The sequence below is a fragment of the Otariodibacter sp. genome (assembly GCF_029256985.1).
In the GTDB taxonomy this organism is placed as follows: Bacteria; Pseudomonadota; Gammaproteobacteria; order Enterobacterales; family Pasteurellaceae; genus Otariodibacter.
Genome location: NZ_JARIDQ010000012.1, coordinates 1 through 19026, shown reverse-complemented (window position 1 = coordinate 19026; position 19026 = coordinate 1). Strand labels below are relative to the sequence as shown.

16 protein-coding genes, 3 tRNA genes and 1 pseudogene are annotated in these 19026 nt (G+C 35.4%); 8 read left to right on the top strand and 12 right to left on the bottom strand.

All coding sequences use genetic code 11. The annotated features are described in order from the left end of the window. Positions 1–290: 290 nt before the first annotated feature. Positions 291–367: transfer RNA gene (locus Q1J40_RS01430), tRNA-Arg, on the bottom strand. Positions 368–383: 16 nt separating this feature from the next. Then, positions 384–460: transfer RNA gene (locus tag Q1J40_RS01425), tRNA-Pro, on the bottom strand. A gap of 161 nt (positions 461–621) precedes the next feature. Between Q1J40_RS01425 and folD the strand changes: the two genes are divergently transcribed. After that, a complete protein-coding gene (folD, locus tag Q1J40_RS01420) occupies positions 622–1473 on the top strand; it encodes a bifunctional methylenetetrahydrofolate dehydrogenase/methenyltetrahydrofolate cyclohydrolase FolD (protein WP_301098257.1) in 852 nt (283 codons plus the stop codon). Positions 1474–1533: 60 nt separating this feature from the next. On the opposite strand, the gene Q1J40_RS01415 is transcribed toward folD, so the two are convergent. The 6 genes from Q1J40_RS01415 to rplM all read right to left on the bottom strand — a co-directional run bounded on the left by Q1J40_RS01415 (position 1534) and on the right by rplM (position 5464). Beyond that, positions 1534–2304, bottom strand: a complete 771-nt coding sequence (locus Q1J40_RS01415) for a Zn-ribbon-containing protein (RefSeq protein ID WP_301098255.1) — start codon at positions 2302–2304, stop codon at positions 1534–1536. Position 2305: 1 nt separating this feature from the next. Next, positions 2306–3214: a cation diffusion facilitator family transporter gene (locus Q1J40_RS01410; protein ID WP_301098254.1), complete on the bottom strand. Its 909-nt coding sequence runs from the start codon at positions 3212–3214 to the stop codon at positions 2306–2308. Further along, complete coding sequence (locus Q1J40_RS01405; protein ID WP_301098253.1) at positions 3215–3772, bottom strand: HI_0983 family protein; 558 nt, start codon at positions 3770–3772, stop codon at positions 3215–3217. A gap of 2 nt (positions 3773–3774) precedes the next feature. Beyond that, positions 3775–4548: a peroxide stress protein YaaA gene (gene yaaA, locus Q1J40_RS01400; RefSeq protein WP_301098252.1), complete on the bottom strand. Its 774-nt coding sequence runs from the start codon at positions 4546–4548 to the stop codon at positions 3775–3777. 76 nt (positions 4549–4624) lie between these two features. Next, on the bottom strand, positions 4625–5020 hold the full coding sequence (gene rpsI / locus Q1J40_RS01395) for a 30S ribosomal protein S9 (protein WP_301098251.1): 396 nt from the start codon (positions 5018–5020) through the stop codon (positions 4625–4627). A 15-nt stretch (positions 5021–5035) separates the two neighbouring features. Beyond that, positions 5036–5464 carry a 50S ribosomal protein L13 gene (gene rplM / locus Q1J40_RS01390; protein WP_121121369.1) on the bottom strand — a complete coding sequence of 143 codons (429 nt, stop codon included), beginning with the start codon at positions 5462–5464 and terminating at the stop codon, positions 5036–5038. 303 nt (positions 5465–5767) lie between these two features. Between rplM and Q1J40_RS01385 the strand changes: the two genes are divergently transcribed. Together Q1J40_RS01385 and Q1J40_RS01380 are read left to right on the top strand one after the other, a co-directional pair. Next, entirely contained in the window at positions 5768–6160 is a 393-nt protein-coding gene (locus Q1J40_RS01385; protein WP_301098250.1) for a Z-ring associated ZapG family protein, read from the top strand. Positions 6161–6266: 106 nt separating this feature from the next. Then, positions 6267–6410, top strand: a pseudogene (locus Q1J40_RS01380) (IS481 family transposase); the annotation flags it as partial. A 373-nt stretch (positions 6411–6783) separates the two neighbouring features. Here the strand turns inward: Q1J40_RS01380 and Q1J40_RS01375 are convergent. After that, positions 6784–9057 (bottom strand): NADP-dependent malic enzyme, encoded by a 2274-nt coding sequence (locus tag Q1J40_RS01375; RefSeq protein WP_301098249.1) that lies wholly within the window; start codon positions 9055–9057, stop codon positions 6784–6786. Between the two features lie 363 nt (positions 9058–9420). Here Q1J40_RS01375 and Q1J40_RS01370 point away from each other — a divergent pair, with 363 nt between their 5' ends. The 5 genes from Q1J40_RS01370 (at position 9421) to queA (ending at position 15022) form a co-directional block, all read left to right on the top strand. Further along, the gene (locus Q1J40_RS01370) at positions 9421–11142 is read left to right on the top strand and encodes an acetolactate synthase 3 large subunit (protein ID WP_301098248.1); all 1722 of its coding nucleotides are present in this window, start codon (positions 9421–9423) and stop codon (positions 11140–11142) included. After that, on the top strand, positions 11135–11626 hold the full coding sequence (gene ilvN / locus Q1J40_RS01365) for an acetolactate synthase small subunit (protein WP_301098247.1): 492 nt from the start codon (positions 11135–11137) through the stop codon (positions 11624–11626). Before Q1J40_RS01370 ends, ilvN begins: the two co-directional genes overlap by 8 nt. Before the next feature lie 337 nt (positions 11627–11963). Further along, positions 11964–12725 (top strand): class I SAM-dependent methyltransferase, encoded by a 762-nt coding sequence (locus Q1J40_RS01360; protein ID WP_301098246.1) that lies wholly within the window; start codon positions 11964–11966, stop codon positions 12723–12725. Positions 12726–12787: 62 nt separating this feature from the next. After that, on the top strand, positions 12788–13867 hold the full coding sequence (locus tag Q1J40_RS01355; protein WP_301098245.1) for an AI-2E family transporter: 1080 nt from the start codon (positions 12788–12790) through the stop codon (positions 13865–13867). Between the two features lie 66 nt (positions 13868–13933). Next, positions 13934–15022: a tRNA preQ1(34) S-adenosylmethionine ribosyltransferase-isomerase QueA gene (gene queA, locus Q1J40_RS01350; RefSeq protein ID WP_301098244.1), complete on the top strand. Its 1089-nt coding sequence runs from the start codon at positions 13934–13936 to the stop codon at positions 15020–15022. Between the two features lie 29 nt (positions 15023–15051). On the opposite strand, the gene Q1J40_RS01345 is transcribed toward queA, so the two are convergent. The 3 genes from Q1J40_RS01345 to Q1J40_RS01335 all read right to left on the bottom strand — a co-directional run bounded on the left by Q1J40_RS01345 (position 15052) and on the right by Q1J40_RS01335 (position 18974). Further along, positions 15052–17328 carry a DNA internalization-related competence protein ComEC/Rec2 gene (locus Q1J40_RS01345; RefSeq protein ID WP_301098243.1) on the bottom strand — a complete coding sequence of 759 codons (2277 nt, stop codon included), beginning with the start codon at positions 17326–17328 and terminating at the stop codon, positions 15052–15054. A gap of 138 nt (positions 17329–17466) precedes the next feature. After that, positions 17467–18798 (bottom strand): exodeoxyribonuclease VII large subunit, encoded by a 1332-nt coding sequence (xseA, locus tag Q1J40_RS01340; RefSeq protein WP_301098242.1) that lies wholly within the window; start codon positions 18796–18798, stop codon positions 17467–17469. A gap of 102 nt (positions 18799–18900) precedes the next feature. Then, positions 18901–18974: transfer RNA gene (locus tag Q1J40_RS01335), tRNA-Cys, on the bottom strand. Positions 18975–19026: the final 52 nt, after the last annotated feature.

Genomic DNA, 19026 nt, shown 5'->3' with positions numbered 1-19026 from the left:
GTGATTTTCTGGGTTAATTAACATTTTTCCAAATCTAATTTGATAATCTTGAACATCTTGAGGAAGAAATTCAATTACTGTAGATAAAGCTTTTCCTCCTCTTATTTGAATGAATTTTTTAACAGCTAATAGATATGATTCTACTTGATTTTCCATTTTTTTATTGAGTTTGAAGAATGTGAATTATTGTAAATGGCAAATTCAGGTCACGTTTACGACACACCAAGCCAAAAGCTCAAAATTTAAGCTTGTTGCTTAACTTGTAACTTATTGATTTAAAAGGTATTTAATGGCACGCCCTATTGGATTCGAACCAATGACCTACGGCTTAGAAGGCCGTTGCTCTATCCAGCTGAGCTAAGGGCGCATTGAATGCTTTGAAGTGGTCGGCGAGATAGGATTTGAACCTACGACCCACTGGTCCCAAACCAGTTGCGCTACCAAGCTGCGCTACTCGCCGACTAAAGATGGCACTAATTATAGTTTTTTTCTTTCTATCGTCAATAGCTTTTAGCTTTCTTTGAATTAAATGTTGGTTCTTTGAACATTATCGATATTCACACTTACCAAAAGGCTATTTTTTTGAGAAAATAGCGCCACTTTTACCTTTGCGGAGTTTATATGACAGCACAAATTATTTCTGGCACTACCCTTTCTAAACAAATTAAACAGGAAGTAGCATCTCAAATTTTAGATTATCAATCACAAGGCAAAAGATCGCCTGGGTTAGCGGTGATTTTGGTTGGTGCAGATCCAGCCTCTCAAGTCTATGTGAATAGTAAAAGAAAAAGCTGTGCTGAAATCGGGATTGAATCTAAATCTTACGATTTACCACAAGACACTTCAGAAAGTGAGTTACTGGCGCTTATTCAACAACTCAATCAAGATGATACAGTTGATGGTATCCTTGTTCAACTTCCCCTACCTAAGCATATTGATAGCACTAAAGTGATTGAAGCAATTCAGCCAGATAAAGACGTAGATGGTTTCCACCCTTATAATGTAGGTCGTTTGTGCCAACGTATTCCAACACTTAGAGCTTGCACTCCTTATGGAATCATTAAATTATTGGAAACAACCAATGTGGATTTACATGGTAAACACGCAGTTATTGTGGGAGCATCAAATATAGTCGGCAGACCAATGGCACTGGAATTACTTTTAGCAGGCTGTACAGTGACTGTTACCCATCGCTTTACTGAAGATTTAGAAAGCCATGTACGCCAAGCCGATATTTTAGTTGTAGCTGTTGGTAAACCTGAATTTATTCCTGGTGAATGGGTAAAAGATGGAGCAATCGTTATTGATGTCGGTATTAACCGTATTGAAGGTAAATTAATTGGTGATGTACAATTTGATGTTGCCAAAGAGAAAGCAAGCTATATCACTCCCGTTCCTGGTGGTGTAGGTCCTATGACAGTAGCAATGTTAATGAAAAACACATTACAAGCCTACGAACAGCATACTGCTTAATTCAATTTATTTTTAAGTTGCTTTATTCGATGACGTCTTAGCTTTTTGCTAAGACGTTTTTTACTGGACTTCCCAACTCAAATTTGAAATTAAACGGCACTTGTCGCACTTGAAATGAAAAATATCGTGCAATGGCTCTGCTAATTTCCATTCACCATTGCAACTTGGACAACGTCTATTGTGTTCAATTTCTTCATCTTTTCCTAATCGATAAAGATAATAATAAGTTGGAATCTTATTTTGTTCTTCAATTTGTTGGGCTAATGCTCTACCCTGTAAACTCAATTCACTGTCATAGTTAGATATTTCTGCTAAAGCGTGTTGTTCTAAAGCTCCTCCATTTATTTGTAATTGATCGCAAGCTTGCCAATTCTCTTGCCAATGAATGAGGGATCGATAAAGATCGTGGTCAGCCTTAATTTTATATAATGGTGTAGGACAAAAATCGTAACCATTATAAATAGATGAACAACTTTCTAAGTGTGTGGTATAAAGGATATAGAAATCTGCAGAATGATGATTACTGCTTTCAACGGCATTATAATCTCGCCCAACTAACTCAAAATATTCAAACACCACACCATGCTTTTTAGCTTGATCCAGCATTTCATTTACTTCTTCACTATTCCACCGCGGTAGCAAACTATCTTGTTCAGGGATCGCTAAGTTGACTTGAAATTTAGAGTGAGTATCGGATTGATGATGTGTCACCCCAATTTCTCTCCCGATAATTTGTCCGTTGATACGCCATTCTTCTAATACACAATCAATTAACGTGACAGGGTCTCGTTCAAAGTTTTGATAGCTGAAATGTGCAATTGCCTGATACATATTATTCCTTCGCTTGTTTTTGAATAGCCTGCTCTCTTTTCACAACACTTGTTGGCTCTTGGTGAATAATAACGTCCGACATTGGAAAAGCATCCAATAGTTTTTGTTCGAGTCCATCTGTAATTTCATGGGCAACAACTAATGGTAAATTATCATCAAGTTCTAAATGTAATTGGAAAAAACGAATTGCACCTGCTCTACGTGTTTTAACGTCGTGAATACTAATAATACCGGGGTGTTCTAATGCAATATTCCAAACCTTATCTACCTCTTCTTGTGGAAGTGCTTGATCTAATAAAGATTGCATGGCCTCCCATAGCATTTTCCCAGCATTATATAAGATATAAAATGCGATACCGATCGCAAATATTGCATCTGCATAGATGAATCCATTCAAATTCAATACCATTGCAACAAGAATCGCGGTATTCATATAAAGGTCTGTTTGATAATGTAAACAATCAGCTTGAATAGCTGGGCTATTTGTTTCTTTAACTACTTTTCGTTGATAGATCACAAGGATTGCAGTAAGCAAGACAGAAATAATACTGATAGCAATCCCTAACTCACTGCTTTTCACAAATTGAGGAGAGGTAAAGCGTTGTACACCTTGTAAAAGTAAGAAGGCGGCTGAACCAGTAATAAAGGCACTTTGTATCAGTGCAGCAAGAGATTCAGCTTTACCATGTCCGAATGTATGGTTTTCATCAGCAGGACGTAGTGCAAAGCGTAAAATCGCCATGTTAGTTAAAGATGCAAATAAATCGACAAGAGAATCGGTCATTGCGGCAAGGATTGCCATGGATTCTGTTTTCCACCATGCAAAAGCTTTCACAACAATAAGAATTGAAGCGACGGTAATAGCTAAAGTTGCTGCTCGATTAACTTGTTTTGTATAATCTTTTTCCATTTATTTACACTCAATAATCCAAGGCATTACAGATAGTTGCTCTGCAAGACTGATTAATTCAGTCTGATACATCGCTAAATTTTGCAAATTATTCCCAGTAACTGACCGCTTGTTAGAGAACTGCATTTGGCTATACCCACATTGGGAATTTTGCCCGCGAGAAACCTCTAACTGAATATCATTAAAACGCTCTGTAGGCGGATAAATAATTTGGCTACGCAATTCTCCTTGCTCAATTTTCAGTGAAGCGATAGTCTTATCTTGTTGTTGGAAGATATTTTGTCGTAATGTTAGACGATCCTGTAATGTTTTTCCGTCACTATTCTTATCTAAAAATAGCAAAAAACCTTCTTGCCAGTTATCAGGATCTTTTGCACTGTGACTTTCTAAATACAATGATTGTTGCATTTCATCTAATTTATTATTGGTAACTTGCTGAAAAGTTTTATCTTGAAATTTAATCTCTTTAGGCAAGCTAAATTCAGCAAGATGAGAAGTACACCCAGCAATAAATAAAATAATCAATAAACCTAATGGATTATGTAATAGCTTACGCACTATTATTGTTCCTCACGTTTAAATACAAATTCTGTATCCGTAGAATTATCTTCGTCGAACCAATATCCAGCGAAATTAAACTCTTTCAACTGCTCTACTTGTGTAGGCTGTTTTTCTAGGATAAAACGCACCATCATGCCTCGAGCTTTTTTAGCATAAAAGCTGATAACTTTAAATTTACCATTTTTCTCATCTAAAAATACGGGTTTGATGATTTTTGCGTGTAATAAGTTAGTTTTGACTGAGTTGAAATATTCATCAGAAGCTAAATTAACCAAAATATTATCTTCTTGTTGGTCAATTGCATTCTGTAAATGTTGAGTGATAATTTCACCCCAGAAATGATATAAATCTTTGCCTTTTTCGTTAGCTAATTTTGTTCCCATTTCTAAACGGTAAGGTTGCATCAAATCGAGAGGTTTAAGTAATCCATATAAACCCGATAACATTCTTAAATGACTTTGAGCATAGTCTACTTGCTCGTGAGTAAGGCTTTCTGCATCCAACCCTGTATAAACATCTCCTTTAAATGCAAATAATGCTGCTTTGGCATTTTTTTCATTGTGTTCTAATTTCCATTCGGCAAAACGAGCTACATTCAAGCTAGCTAATTTATCACTAATAGACATTAAAGATGCGACTTCCGCTGGAGTCATTTGCTTACAAATATCAATTAATTGTTGACTATAAGCGGTGAGTTCAGGCTGAGAAAATGTAAATCCTTCAATCTTAGTTTCATAATCAAGTGTTTTAGCAGGAGAGATAATAGCGAGCATACGATCCTCGAATAGATATAGAGTATAAATAGAAAAAGGCAGGATAATTCCTGCCTTTGTTGTAAATACTGTCGTATTAACGTTTTGAGTATTGTGGACGACGACGTGCTTTGTGTAAACCCACTTTTTTACGTTCAACGCGACGAGCATCACGGGTAACAAAGCCCGCAGCACGTAATGCTGGACGTAAAGATTCGTCATATTCCATCAATGCACGTGTGATACCGTGACGGATCGCACCTGCTTGACCAGAAATACCACCACCTTTAACTGTGATGTATAAATCTAATTTATCAGTTAACTCAACTAATTCTAAAGGTTGGCGAACCACCATACGAGCGGTTTCACGACCGAAGTAGACTTCTAAAGAACGTTGGTTAATAGTAATGTTACCACTGCCCGGTTTGATAAATACACGAGCTGAAGAGCTTTTGCGGCGACCTGTGCCGTAGTTTTGATTTGCTGCTGTCATTGTTATGCTCCGTGATTAAATATCTAAAACTTGAGGTTGTTGTGCAGCGTGGTTATGTTCACTACCAGCATACACTTTTAATTTACGGAACATTGCACGACCTAATGGGCCTTTTGGCAACATACCTTTAACCGCGATTTCAATCACTGCTTCTGGACGACGAGCAATCATTTCTTTGAAAGTAGCATCTTTAATACCACCTACATAGCCAGTGTGCCAGTAGTAGATTTTGTCAGTTTCTTTCTTACCTGTTACCGCAACTTTCTCTGCGTTGATAACGATGATGTAATCACCTGTATCTACGTGAGGAGTATATTCTGCTTTGTGTTTACCACGAAGACGACGCGCTAATTCAGTAGCTAAACGACCTAAAGTTTTACCTGTCGCATCTACTACATACCAGTCACGTTTAACTGTTTCTGGTTTTGCTACAAAAGTTTTCATTAATTAAATACCAATTTGAATTGTTTAAACCCAATATCCTCTGTGGATATTACCTAATACGGTAGAGTCCGACCCCTTCGAGTCAAAATCTGACCAAACTTGAATGGTGGGAAAACCAAACAAAAACAGGGTGGCGATATTATACAGATCTAGATTAAAAAAATCTAAAACTTTTTACTAAATTTGTGAAGAATAAGCAGATTTTAAAGAAAGTTAGTTAATTATTAAGATTTTATCTTCTCATCAGTAAGATAACATGATAGAAAATAAAAATATATTTTGTTCATAAGTAGGAGAAAAATAATGGAACAATGGTCAAGTGACATTTGGGTTGCAATTGTAGTTGCATTTATTGTAGGTGTAATTATTGGTGTAATTATTCTTAGAGCAACCAATGGTAATATTAAAAAACAACATTTATTAGAAAAAGAATTAAGGAAGATAAAAGCTTCACAAGAAGAGCAAAAATCTCAACTTGAGAAGCATTTTCAAGGATCTGTCAACTTACTTTCAACACTAGCTGAAGATTATAAAAAGCTCTATGCTCATTTAGCTCAAGGTTCTCAAACTCTGTTACCAGAAGAAACGAATCATAAGATTAAATTTTTCAATTTAGAAGACGAAAAAATTAATGAGATTACAAAAGAAAAACCTAAGGATTATTCAGAAGGTTCATCAGGCTTACTAAAATCGTAATAATGTGTAGAAGATCAGGCTTAATCTGATAAATCGCTTAAAAAGTGAGAGTTCCCTGTTTAGAATATGAGTGTCAAACTTCAATCTAAACAAAAAGGAAACTCTCATGTTTTATTCTAACAACCCTTTAATTAAACATAAAACAGGTTTATTCAATTTAGCTAAAGAACTTGGCAATATATCAAATGATCGTAAGCTAATGGTGGGAATGTACCGAGATATTTTTTATCACTATCAACAAGCGATAGAATAAGGTTGCATAGAAGCCTTAATCAATCAAAATATAAAATCCATAATTTTAAAATCATGTCGATAAAAAATTAAACAGGTAGTGATAAACTTTGCACAGTAATACCCTGCTTATGAGGTTAATCTTCTACAATAAAGCGGTGAATTCCGTTTTATTTTTGCAAAATTTTAGTAACAACTCACCGCTTATATTATTCTATTTTCTCTGTATTTCTGCATAATCGAATTTCTTGTAAGACAGGTGCTTCTTAAAGAGATGTTTTATATAATTATCTATTAATACATAGTAGATAAAAAATCTACACCTTATCAGTGAGTAAATCAAACTGATTAAGGTGTAGATATAATTTTAACAATTAATAAAAAGGCTTAGTCTATTTTACTGATTGAGCTTCTACTGCTGCAAATGCCACCATATTAATAATGCGACGTACGGATGCAACTGGAGTCAATATATGAGCTGATTTTTTAACGCCCATTAAAATTGGTCCAACTGTAATAGCTGTTGTTGTTGCACGTAATAAATTATAACTAATACGAGCAGATTCAACATTTGGCATAACAAGTAGATTTGCTGAACCTTTTAATGTACTTTCTGGCATATAATCAAGACGTAATTTTTCTGATAATGCTAAATCACCATGCATTTCACCATCAATCATCAAGCTAGGATCACGTTGTCGTACAATTTTAAGTGCTTCACGCATTTTTTGTGCACCTAATGAATTAGATGATCCAAAGTTTGAATGTGAAACAAATGCGACAGCTGGTTCAATGCCAAAGCGTTTCACTTTTTCTGCTGCCATAAGCGTAATTTCTGCAAGTTCTTCAGCAGTCGGATCTGCATTTACATAGGTATCTGTCATAAATACATTACCCATTGGTAATACTAGGCTATTTAATGCAGCAGGTACTTTAATGTCATCTTTTAAGCCAATAACGTCTAAAATAGTATCAAGATGACGACTATACGTACCGAATAGTCCACATACCATACCATCAGCATATCCCATTTCAACAAGTAATGAAGCAATCGTTGTGGTATTAGAAGTCGCAACACGTTTAGCAATTTCTACGGTTATCCCTTTTCTGCTCATTAATTTATAATAACGTTTCCAAAGTTGCTCGTGGTGTTCATTTTGTTCATTATTTATGATTTCAAAATCAACGTCTGCTTCAATTCTTAGCCCTAATTTCTTAATACGTGAATTAATTACTGATGGACGTCCAATTAAAATTGGATAAGCTAAGCCCATAGACACAATTTCTTGAGTAGCATGTAGAACGCGAATATCTTCACCTTCAGCTAACACAATGCGTTGTTTATTTACTTTTGCTTGGTTGAAGATTGGGCGCATGAATAAACTTGTTTTGTAGACAAATTGAGTTAATTTTTCAATATACGTATCCCAATCTGTAATTGGGCGAGTTGCCACACCTGATTCTACAGCTGCTTTAGCAACAGCAGGAGCGATACGAACAATTAAACGAGGATCAAATGGACGAGGAATAATGTATTCTGAACCAAACTCTGTACCTTCACCGTCATAAGCAGAAGTGACAACGTCACTTTGTTCTTCTAATGCTAAATCAGCAATAGCATAGACTGCTGCACGTTTCATCTCTTCATTGATAGTTGTTGCTCCAACATCTAATGCACCTCTAAAGATGAATGGAAAACAAAGTACATTATTTACTTGATTTGGATAGTCAGAACGTCCTGTACAAACAATCGCATCAGGACGTACAGCCTTTGCTTCAGGTGGAGTAATTTCTGGATCTGGGTTAGCTAAGGCAAGAATGAGAGGATGTGCAGCCATAGTTTTAACCATTTCTTGAGTCAATGCACCAGCTGCTGAACAACCTAAGAAAATATCAGCATTTGGAATTGCATCGTCTAAGGTTCTCCAGCCATTATCTTCAATCGCATAAAATTTTTTGGTTTCATCCATGCGATCATCACGATCTTTATAAATTACCCCTTTTGAATCACATACGACAATGTTTTCACGTTTCATACCTAAAGATAACAATAAATTTAGGCACGCAATGGATGCAGCACCTGCACCTGATGCAACTAAACGTACATCTTCAATTTTTTTATCAATAATACGTAATGCGTTAATCACGGCTGCGGAACTGATAATAGCTGTACCATGTTGATCATCATGGAATACAGGAATTTTCATTTTTTCACGTAATTTCTTTTCAATATAGAAACATTCTGGTGCTTTAATATCTTCAAGATTGACACCACCAAAAGTAGGTTCTAACGCAGCAATAATATCAATTAATTTATCTGGATCTTTCTCATCAATCTCAATATCAAATACATCAACTCCAGCAAACTTTTTAAACAATACACCTTTACCTTCCATAACAGGCTTACCAGCTAAAGCACCGATATTCCCTAATCCTAAGACGGCTGAACCATTCGAAATTACAGCGACTAAATTCCCTTTAGATGTATATTTATAAGCAGCCAAAGGATCAGCTTTAATTTCTAAGCAAGGTTCCGCTACCCCCGGCGAATAAGCCAAAGCAAGATCTCGTTGTGTTGCTAATGATTTTGTTGGTGCAACCTCAATTTTCCCTGGAACTGGAAATTCGTGGAAATCTAAAGCAGCTTGGCGTAATTGTTCGTCCATAGTTTTATCCTCATAATGATTTACATATACCCAAAATTTTTAACATTTTACCTGAAACTTAAACTTAATTTTGTGATGCATGTCTCATTTTTCTAGAATTTATCCATAACTTATTTTGCCTAGACTCTACCAAAAGTAAAAAACAAAATTTTTATAAAATATATTAAAAAACAATAAAATAGTATTTTTATAAAATATAAAAATATTTAATACTAAAAATTTTTATATTTAAAGTAATTTATATTTTAAAAATCTTTGTATTTTAGATTTCAATAACTAGACAATATAAAATTTTTCTTGCAGAATCCAACAACAAGATTATAAATTAAAAGTTAGATAATGATGTAATGAGTGGAGGATTTGATGAAAAAACTTTCTGGTGCAGAAATGGTTGTGCAGTCCTTACGTGACGAAGGTGTTGAGTATGTCTTTGGGTATCCTGGTGGTTCTGTTCTTGATATCTATGATGCTATTCACACGTTAGGTGGTATAAAACACGTATTAGTTAGACACGAACAGAGTGCGGTGCATATGGCAGATGGATATGCACGATCCACAGGTAAAGTAGGATGCGTATTAGTAACATCAGGCCCCGGAGCAACAAATGCCATTACAGGTATTGCTACGGCTTATTCTGATTCTATTCCTCTTATAGTTTTTTCTGGGCAGGTGCCATCTAATTTAATTGGATCAGATGCATTCCAAGAATGCGATATGGTGGGTATCTCTCGCCCTGTTGTAAAACATAGCTTCTTAGTAAAAAATGCAAAAGATATTCCTGAAATCATCAAAAAATCCTTTTATATTGCATCAACAGGCAGACCGGGGCCAGTTGTGATTGATTTACCTAAAGATGTGGTTAATCCAGCGAATAAATTTAATTATCACTACCCTAAAGAAATTCAATTGAGATCGTATAATCCAACAGTACAGGGTCATAAAGGTCAAATAAAGAAAGCTCTCAAAGCAATTTTGGTAGCTAAAAAACCCATTCTCTATGTCGGAGGAGGGGCTGTGATGTCAGAAGCTAGCGCTCAAATAACTGAGTTTGCTCAAAAACTTAATTTACCTGTAACAAGTTCATTGATGGGACTAGGAGCTTATCCAAGTACAAATAAGCAATTTTTAGGCATGCTTGGTATGCATGGAACTTATGAAGCCAATACCACTATGCATGAAAGTGACTTAATTATTGGGATTGGAGTACGTTTCGATGATCGGACAACAAATAATCTTGATAAATATTGCCCGAATGCGAAAGTAATTCACATTGATATTGATCCAACTTCAATTTCGAAAACAGTTCCTGCCTATATTCCGATAGTAGGCAGTGCTAAAAATATAGTTGAGGAATTTTTAGCATTATTAGATGATGAAAATTTGTTAAAAAACCAATCGGATCTAACCACTTGGTGGGAAGAAATAGAACAGTGGAGAGAGCGTCAATGCTTACATTTTGAAAAAGGAGACGTAATTAAACCGCAAGAAGTGATTCAAACTATCTATAAATTAACAAAAGGCGATGCTTATGTTGTATCTGATGTTGGACAACATCAAATGTTTGCAGCATTACACTACCCTTTTGATAAACCTCGTCGTTGGATCAATTCTGGTGGATTAGGCACAATGGGCTTTGGATTACCTGCAGCAATTGGTGTTAAGTTCGCATTTCCAAAAGCGACTGTGGTATGCGTAACTGGGGATGGAAGTATTCAAATGAATATTCAAGAACTCTCTACGGCGAAACAATATGGCACACCAGTTGTAATTGTGAACCTAAATAATAGATTTTTAGGTATGGTGAAACAATGGCAAGATATTATTTATGCCGGTCGTCACTCTCAATCTTATATGAACTCATTGCCTGATTTCGTTAAATTAGCGGAAGCCTATGGTCATGTAGGTATTCAAATTACTAAGCCTGAAGAGCTTGAAGCTAAACTCACAGAAGCTTTTTCAATTAAAGATCAACTCGTTTTTGTTGATGTGTTGGTTGATGAAACGGAGCATGTTTATCCAATGCAAATTAGGGGTGGTTCAATGAAAGATATGATGCTTAATAAAACGGAGAGAACAGATGCGTAGAACATTATCAGTATTATTAGAAAATGAATCCGGTGCTTTGTCTCGTGTAGTAGGACTTTTTTCTCAACGAGGATTCAATATCGAAAGCTTAACTGTTGCACCAACTGATGATGGCAGTTTATCCCGTATGACGATCGTGGCAAAAGGCGATGAGGCAGTGTTAGAACAAATCGAAAAACAATTACATAAACTTGTCGATGTGTTTAAAGTGATGAATTTAAGTCATCATGACCATGTAGAACGTGAAGTCCTTTTAATCAAGGCTCACGCATCAGGCAATACTCGTGATGAACTGAAACGAATGGCGGATATTTTTAGAGGGCAAATTGTCGATATTACACCTAAACAATATACGATTCAGCTATCTGGAACAAGTGAAAAACTTAATGCCTTTATTGAGGCAATAAAAGCTGAAACTACTATCATTGAGATCGTAAGATCTGGTGTGATCAGTTTATCTCGTGGAGAAACGTACTGTTTATAGCTAAGTTTTCTCTATCAAGCGGTTAGTTCAGCGAATTAATTTGTAAAAAATGTTCCCACTCTATTACCCCATGTTATTGTATCTACCTTTTTGCTATAACATGGGATTTTGTATTCTTTGTAGTCGCAGTTACAATTAACCTCTCCTTTAATATTGCTCTATTTTCAAGCTCATAAAAGCAAATTATAAAAAGTATCAATTATTCTTGGAAATATGCTATACAGTATGTAAGAAAGAATAAAAAGAAGCTATAATCATTAAGCTTAACAATCTCTGAACCTCAAATAATTCAAGTAGTCGGATTGTTATCCTATTTTGCAGAATTAAGGTGGTCATAATGAAGAAAGAAGAAATTAAACAACATTTTTTAACCCGCTTGGGAAAAATTCGCTTACGTCCAGGTGGAAAAATTGCAACAGATTGGCTTATTGCAAATGGTGATTTTAATAAGAATAAAAAAGTCCTCGAAGTTGCCTGTCATACTGCTAGTATGTCTATTAATATTGCAAAAAATTATGACTGTCATATTATCAGTACAGATGTTGATGACACTATACTAGATAAAGCTCGTAAAAATATTGCAGAAAATAAAGTCAGTGAATTAATTGAAGTACAAAATGCTTCCCCTAATACATTACCCTTCCCAGATAATCACTTTGATGTAGTGATTAATGAAGCGATGCTCACCATGCTAGCTAATGAAGAAAAGGAAGAAGTTGTAAGAGAATATTATCGGGTACTTAAACCAAATGGACTACTTTTAACTCATGATATTTTATTAAATGTTGAAGAAAGTGAAGCAGAAACAGTTGTTACACAACTTTGTGAAGCCATTGATGCCGAAATTAGCCCTTTATCTAAAGCAGGATGGAAATCTTTATTTCAAGATCAAAAGTTCCGTAATATAGAAACCTTTACTGGCGAATTAAACTTACTCTCACCAAGAGACTGGATTCAAGATGAAGGTGTAGTTGGTACAATAAAAATTGTAGGAAATGCACTTAAATCAGAAAATAGAGAGCATCTAAAAAAATTATTCCAGACCTTTAATGATCCTGAAAATAAGCTTGGTTTTATTGTGTTATGTAGCCAAAAATAATATCCTTAAGCTATAAATATAATGTGTTTTAAATCCTCAAATTGCCTGAGAAAAAATTTAATATGATTGGAATATTTCAGAATTGGTATAGACAAAAATTTAACGATCCTCAAACGGTTGTTTTAATTTCCATATTACTAATTGGATTTGGAACACTTTATTTTTTTAGTCAAATATTAATGCCTCTATTGATTGCAATAGTCTTTGCTTATTTACTTGAGTGGCCAATTCGTTTTTTTACTCATACATTAAAATTACCGCGATTGATTAGCTTGATACTTGTGTTAGGAGGATCCATATCAATTTCTATTTTTCTTTTTGTTGTCATTTTACCTGCACTATGGAATCAAGCAGTTACATTCCTGAAAGATTTACCGAGTATGTTTAATTTACTTAATGAATGGTTACTAACACTTCCTGAGCATTACCCAGAAGTTATAGATTATGTAACACTTGATTCAATGATGACCGCATTAAGAGCAAAAATTGTAGGTTTTGGTGATTCACTTTTAGCTTTTTCTCTTAATTCTATCGTTAGTTTAGTGGGACTTGGTATTTATGCTTTTCTTGTACCATTAATGGTTTTCTTTTTACTTAAAGATAAAAAAATTTTTATCCAAGATGTAGAACGATTTTTACCGAAAAATAGACATTTAACTATGCGGGTTTGGGGAGAAATGCAACAACAAATTGCTAATTACATACGTGGTAAATTCTTAGAAATATTAATTGTCGGCATCGTTACTTATATTCTATTCTTATTTTTTCAATTACGTTATCCTCTTTTATTATCAGCTGCAGTTGGACTATCTGTTCTTGTACCTTATATTGGAGCTGTACTTGTAGCGATTCCTGTCGTATTAGTTGCATTATTCCAATTTGGTCTATCACCTGATTTTTATTATGTGTTATTGGCTTTTGTTATTAGTCAATTACTTGATGGTAACATAGTTGTTCCCTTCTTATTTTCAGAAGCAGTGAATCTTCATCCTCTGACAATTATCGTGTCAGTACTTATTTTTGGTGGATTATGGGGATTTTGGGGAGTATTCTTTGCTATCCCATTGGCGACTCTCGTTAAAGCTGTGTTAAAAGCGATTCCTGCCACAAAAGATAACTTTTCTGATGAAGAAATACTATAATATGATGCTACTAAACAAATTAACTCAAAATATTTAATATAACTCTTCATATAACAAGGATTTATTTTGCTCGTAACAGATTTCCATTTTGATCTACCCGATGAACTTATCGCTCGTTATCCAACTAAAGAGCGTTCAGCAAGTCGCCTACTCTATTTAAATGGAGAAACTGGCGAATATAGCGATCAAAAATTTACCGATTTACTCTCTCACATTAACGAGGGAGATTTACTGATATTTAATAACACTCGTGTTATTCCTGCACGCTTATATGGCAAAAAAGCCAGTGGCGGAAAATTAGAAGTGCTTATCGAAAGAGTATTAGATGAAAAACGTTGTCTAGCTCATATACGTTCTTCAAAAGCACCTAAAATTGATAGTGAAATCATTTTAGGCGAAGATAAACTAGGCGAAGGTAATGGACTCAAAGCTATTATGGTTGCTCGCCACGATGCCCTATTTGAATTATGTTTTGAGGCTAATCAACCTTTATTTGATTTGCTTCAACAAGCTGGGCATATTCCTCTCCCTCCTTATATTGACCGTCCAGATGAAGAAGCCGATCAAGAACGCTATCAAACAGTATACAGTAAAGTATTAGGGGCAGTCGCAGCACCGACTGCTGGATTACATTTTGATGATGTAATGCTAGAAAAATTAAAGCAAAAAGGTGTAGATACTGCATTTGTGACATTACACGTTGGTGCAGGCACTTTCCAACCAGTACGTGTAGAAACCATTGAAGATCATAAAATGCATTCTGAATATGCTGAAGTGAGCCCAGAGGTCGTAGAAAAAATTAAAGAAACTAAAGCCAAAGGCAAACGTGTAATTTGTGTCGGCACAACTTCTGTCAGATCAATTGAAAGTGCTGCACAAGCCGCAGAGCAAGAAGGCAAGGATCTTATTGTACCTTTTTATTCTGATACTTCAATTTTTCTCTATCCGGGTAAGAAATTCCATATCGTTGATGCCTTAGTCACAAATTTCCATCTGCCCGAATCAACGCTTATTATGCTGGTTTCTGCTTTTGCGGGCTACCGTCATTGTATGAATGCATATCATCATGCCGTAGAAGAACAATATCGTTTCTTTAGCTATGGTGATGCAATGTTTATCACTAAAAACCCGAATGCGTTGAACGATAGACCATAATCAAAAAATATACGCCATAGTACAATAAGCTATGGCGTACCTAAATACGCCTGATACCAAGGACTCCAACCATTTCTCGCCGTATCTATTCTGTATTTCTTTTCATAAAAAGTAACACGACTCATTCCTTCTCTTGCTGTATTAAAAATCGTAACATCTTGATTCATTAATCGTTGTATAACTTGCTTATTAGGCAATCCCCAAGGATTCCATCGCCCTGCGGAAATAAATGCAAATTGTGGTTTAATCTTAGCTAATAAAGTTTGACTTGTACTGCTTTTACTACCGTGATGTCCAATTTGTAAAAATGTAGCTTGTTCTAATTGGGAGGAAAACAGTCGCTCTTGCTTAATACCAATATCACCCGTTAGTACTATTTTTTCAGTCCCAATACTGACCAACAACACGCAAGAATCTTGATTTTTAGCTCGTTGCACAATTCTATTGGGATATATCGCCTTAACTGTAATATGGCCAAATTGCCATACTTTACCTGCTAAACAATAATCTAGGTTTTGTCGAAAATTAGGGTATTCTCCAGATACAATCAATTTCGCCTTAGGATAATATTGCATTAAATCATTTACTCCACCAGCGTGATCATTATCTTGATGGCTAATAAAGATTGCTTCGACATCAATATCATTACGGATCAAGTAAGGTAAAATTTCTAACTTAGCCATAGAACCACCTCGCCACTTTGCCCCTGTATCATAAACAATCGCCTTTGATTGATAATTATCTTGATAAATAAATGCCATTGCTAACCCCTGCCCCACATCAAAATTAATCCATTTTGCTTTTTGTGATGGTAAAAAAATGGGAGGAACAAACCATAAAGCCAAAAAAGTCATAGCCACAAGCGGTGAGATCCAAAGAAACTTTTGCAAAAAATTTTGTATGCAAAAAAGTGCCGATAATATTGCTATATCAATGCTGAAAATAATCCATTGCTGTTGATAGCTAAGATCCTGCCAAGCAAATGATAACCACTCTAATACCTGCATATTCCAGTTAATTAAGCTATCTGCAATAACCCAACTGTGCAAAATATTATCGCTAATCAAGCTAAATAGCACAATCGGCATAATTACAAATGAGTATATTGGCACAGTAAGAATATTGGCAATAAATGCTGAAAATGAAATTCCTTGAAAAAAGAATAACTGCACAGGGGTAAAAATGAGCAAAATCCCAATCTGTAAATGAAATAAGGCAATAATCCACTTAAGGATAGGTGAAGTTATTTTATCGTAATATAGCCACCACCATTTTTTTAAAGGAAAAAATTGATACCAGATAATCAATCCTAAAACAGCAAGGATTGAAAGCCAAAAACTATCTGAAATTAATGAGAGTGGATTGAGTAAGATCAACAAGCTCACACAGCGCCACCAATATTGCCAAGGTGTATAATGCCTTCGATAATAGCGACAAAGCACAACAAAGATAATAGCAACTAACGCTCTTAAGGTTGGGGCTGAAAATCCCGCCAAGAAACTGTATATAAAAGCAAAGAAAACACCAACTAAAATTGCAATATAATGAGATGATCTTACCGCTTGTAATAAAGCGAATCTAAGCCCAATCCAGTAAATAGCACGAGTGAAAAAAAAGCCTAATCCCATTACCAAAGTGATATGTAACCCTGAAATAGCAATAAGGTGAGCTGTACCAGTTTGTTGAAAAGTCCGCCAATGTTGAGCATTCATCCAAGCTCTTTCCCCAAAGGAAATAGCGAGTAAAATTCCTTTCATTTCTGCCGATGATAATTGCGTTTTAACCTTATCTAACCAATGGTTACGAAAAGTTTGTGTAATTCCAATTTGTTTCGCTTGTTTAATAGTGGAAATTTGTTGAACACCTTGTGAAAAATACCAACGTTGCTTATCAAAATTACCTGAATTTAATCGTGAGGAAATTGGACGAATAATCAGTTTCGCTTGATAAATGCCTCCTAATACCAACGGCTCTTTGGCTTGCCATTTAGCATAGCTTTGCTGACCATTTAAATGAGTAATAATCGCTGTTTGATACTCTTGTTGCTTCAATATTCTGGAAACGTTAATTTCCTCAGAAGACTTTCGAGCCTCTATTCTATTTGCAGTTTGAAAGGCAAGAATAATTTGAATATAGATAGTGATAATGGCAATACCTAACCCAATATAGGCTTTATCTTGCTTAATGATGCCCCATATAATGCCAACGCCTCCACCTACTACGCCTAAGTATAAATATTCACTCGGTAAAAAAATGATAGGAAGAGAAGCAAAACAGAAATAATGGCAGAATCGATCTAAATTCATTTTTGAGCTATTTATCATTAGCTCAGTATAAATCTATGTTTTAAGATAAAAATATGAACATTTTGCTTTTTCGATAACTATCGCAAAATAAAAAGGCAGATCACTAACGATCTGCCGAATTACTCTCTATTTATCAATCTAGTCTTCAATAGACAAAACCTTACTGGTTATCTTTCCTTCCGCCAAGCGTGTAGAGATAACATCTCCCTCTTTTAAACCACTTGTAGAAACCAGTGCTTTACCCGATTGATCCTGGGTCATTGAATAACCTCGAGAAAAGACTTTCAGTGGACTTAAACTTTCTAATTGAATACAAAGTTGTTGAAATTCACGTTGATTATGTACCAGTTTTTTATCCATTAAATAATTTAATTTTTGCTGTAATTTCACAATGTCATATTGATATTGGTTGATTTTATGTGGTAATGGATTTTTCTTGACCCGTTGTTGCACCATTTTCCATTGATTTTCCTTGCGGATGAAGACTTGTCGCATTTGCTGAATAATACGTTGGTGTAAGGTATCCATTTGCTGTTTTTGTCTAGCTAAATGGCGTTGTGGATGTTGTGCAACTAGACGTGTTTTTAGGTAAGTAAAATGCTTCGTTTTTACTGACCATAAGCGATCAAAAGCTAAATTAACACGTTCAAATTGGTTTTGTAGCTGTCGCACTAACTCTTGTTTATCTCGACTGACTAATTCAGCAGCAGCTGAAGGGGTTGGGGCTCTTAAATCTGCCACAAAATCTGCAATGGTAACATCTGTTTCATGTCCAACTGCACTAATGATAGGTAACGCAGATGAATAGATTGCTCTCGCAACGATTTCTTCATTAAAGCACCATAAATCCTCAAGAGAACCACCACCTCGCCCTACAATTAATACATCACATTCTTTCCTTAAATTCGCCAATTGAATCATCTGACTAATTTCTTGAGCAGCCTCTTTTCCTTGCACTAGCGTAGGATAAATAACTACTTGTAAACTTGGATCTCTACGTTGAAGAATATGCAAAATATCTTGTAATGCTGCACCACTTTGTGATGTTACAATACCGACAGTTTTAATATGTTGAGGGATTGGCTTTTTATGATCTTGGGAAAATAGCCCTTCGCCGGCTAACTTCATTTTAAGCTGTTCAAATTGTTGTTGAAGTAGCCCATCTCCTGCTGGCTGCATGGATTCAATGATAACTTGATAATCCCCTCTCGGCTCATATAAACTCACATTCGCACGAACTAAAACCTGCATACCGTTCTGTGGTCTGAAATTCACTCGTTGATTTTTCATTCTGAACATGGCACAACGCACTTGGGATTGTTCATCTTTAAGAGTTAAATACCAATGTCCCGAAATAGGTTGGCTAAAATTAGAAATTTCACCCATAAGCCATACATGACCAAATTGAGATTCCAATAATTGTTTTACGGAATAATTTAATTGGGTAATCGTTAATATATTATTTTGCATATTGTTTAAATAAGGGAAAAATTAAATACTAAAACTAGAATGATATAGTAATAGTTTACTAGCCTAAACTAAGATAATCCAAGATTTTTATGATGAAATAAATGGAGGCGTGTCCCGGAGTCGAACCGAGCTACATGGATTTGCAATCCAGTGCATAACCGCTTTGCTAACACGCCATAAAAAAATGGAGCGGGAAACGAGGCTCGAACTCGCGACCCCGACCTTGGC

Coding starts and splice junctions, on each gene's coding strand:
- folD (WP_301098257.1), top strand. CDS start 622: ATGACAGCACAAATTATTTCTGGCACTACCCTTTCTAAACAAATTAAA.
- Q1J40_RS01415 (WP_301098255.1), bottom strand. CDS start 2,304: ATGTATCAGGCAATTGCACATTTCAGCTATCAAAACTTTGAACGAGAC.
- Q1J40_RS01410 (WP_301098254.1), bottom strand. CDS start 3,214: ATGGAAAAAGATTATACAAAACAAGTTAATCGAGCAGCAACTTTAGCT.
- yaaA (WP_301098252.1), bottom strand. CDS start 4,548: ATGCTCGCTATTATCTCTCCTGCTAAAACACTTGATTATGAAACTAAG.
- rpsI (WP_301098251.1), bottom strand. CDS start 5,020: ATGACAGCAGCAAATCAAAACTACGGCACAGGTCGCCGCAAAAGCTCT.
- rplM (WP_121121369.1), bottom strand. CDS start 5,464: ATGAAAACTTTTGTAGCAAAACCAGAAACAGTTAAACGTGACTGGTAT.
- Q1J40_RS01385 (WP_301098250.1), top strand. CDS start 5,768: ATGGAACAATGGTCAAGTGACATTTGGGTTGCAATTGTAGTTGCATTT.
- Q1J40_RS01375 (WP_301098249.1), bottom strand. CDS start 9,057: ATGGACGAACAATTACGCCAAGCTGCTTTAGATTTCCACGAATTTCCA.
- Q1J40_RS01370 (WP_301098248.1), top strand. CDS start 9,421: ATGAAAAAACTTTCTGGTGCAGAAATGGTTGTGCAGTCCTTACGTGAC.
- ilvN (WP_301098247.1), top strand. CDS start 11,135: ATGCGTAGAACATTATCAGTATTATTAGAAAATGAATCCGGTGCTTTG.
- Q1J40_RS01360 (WP_301098246.1), top strand. CDS start 11,964: ATGAAGAAAGAAGAAATTAAACAACATTTTTTAACCCGCTTGGGAAAA.
- Q1J40_RS01355 (WP_301098245.1), top strand. CDS start 12,788: ATGATTGGAATATTTCAGAATTGGTATAGACAAAAATTTAACGATCCT.
- Q1J40_RS01345 (WP_301098243.1), bottom strand. CDS start 17,328: ATGAATTTAGATCGATTCTGCCATTATTTCTGTTTTGCTTCTCTTCCT.
- xseA (WP_301098242.1), bottom strand. CDS start 18,798: ATGCAAAATAATATATTAACGATTACCCAATTAAATTATTCCGTAAAA.